The organism is Marinococcus halophilus, assembly GCF_002265875.1.
In the GTDB taxonomy this organism is placed as follows: Bacteria; Bacillota; Bacilli; order Bacillales; family Marinococcaceae; genus Marinococcus; species Marinococcus halophilus.
This window is the reverse complement of sequence record NZ_NPFA01000046.1, coordinates 1-1,201: the sequence shown is the minus strand read 5'-3', so window position 1 is coordinate 1,201 and position 1,201 is coordinate 1. Positions and strand designations below refer to the sequence as shown.

The window sequence follows — 1,201 nt, the reverse complement described above, 5'->3', positions numbered from 1 at the left end:
ATTTGGTAAATGGTCGTATGTAATTGTAATAATACATGTACGAATCGACTTTTTCGACTATAATAGAAGATGTAAGGGGCATCCGTACGCGGATGCTGAATGCTTCCGACTTTAGCGAGGAATGGAAGGATTCGATCATGGCATTATCCAAGCAGTTTCCTTTCCGGGACATGCTTGTGATAATGCCTTTTTCTTTGGCTGCCTGCTGAAACGCGCGCGAGGTATACTGGGAGCCCTGATCACTGTGCAGGAGGAGACCGTAGGTCTCCCGGCCTCGACAGGCCGCTTCCAGCGTATCAAGCACCAGACTCGTTTCTTGCGTATCCCGTAGCTGATACGCCACTAATTCATTATTGTATACATCCATGATCGTAGATAAATACCACATTTTCTCTCCATACGGCAGGTACGTAATGTCCGTMACCCATTTTTGGTTGGGACGGTCCGCCGTAAATTCCTGCTGAAGGAGATTAGGCACCGTCTGATGGGTTTCTCCCGTCGGCTGGACCTGTTTCTTCGGCTTGACCCGGCATTGGAGCTGATACTTCTGCATCACGCGCTGGGCGGTTTTTCGATTGATKCTGATCCCGTGGTCTTTGCGCAGAAGGGCCGCCACCTTGCGGTGGCCCAGCCAATATCGGTGCCGGCGGCAGAGGTCCATAATTGTCCGGTGCAGGGCYGGAATTTCGTTGGAACGTTGTTTCCACCGATAGTAGGTGGAACGGGGAATGCCGAAGGCATGACACATCTCCTGGACGCCATAGGCATGTCTGTTCGCCTCTATCACTTCGACGATGACTTCCGGGACCACCTCCTTTCGATGGCCTTCGCCTTTCCCATCAGATCATCTCTCATTTCGTAATAKGCGACTTTCTTTCGCAGCTGCTCGATTTCCGTGTCCTCTTCGGGTCCTTTACCGAAGGTATACTGTTTTCCCGGTGGCTGGGCCAGACGATGGGAGGCTCCTTGTTTATACCACCGGACCCATGTTTTAATCTGCGATTTATTCKTAATCCCAAATTGTTTCATGAGTTCCTCGTTGGAGGTTTGCTCCTCTAATTTCAAACGAATGACTTCGCGCTTTACTTCTTCCGGATAAAATCGATTGGTTCCCATCAAAAAAACACCTCCAGATCATCGTTAATACTACATACGACGTTGGGGGTGTTTTTTCCTGTCTCATATTATGGGGTCACTCTAA

The 1,201-nt window shown here is 49.5% G+C and carries 1 protein-coding gene; it reads right to left on the bottom strand.

The genetic code is table 11. From position 1 onward, the window contains the following. A protein-coding gene (locus tag CHL76_RS16635; RefSeq protein WP_094909175.1) for an IS3 family transposase occupies nt 1-1,116 on the bottom strand; the annotation gives its coding sequence in 2 pieces (ribosomal slippage) (nt 1-828 and nt 828-1,116; 1,117 coding nt annotated over the 2 pieces). This gene is flagged as partial in the annotation. Nucleotides 1,117-1,201 lie beyond the last annotated feature (85 nt).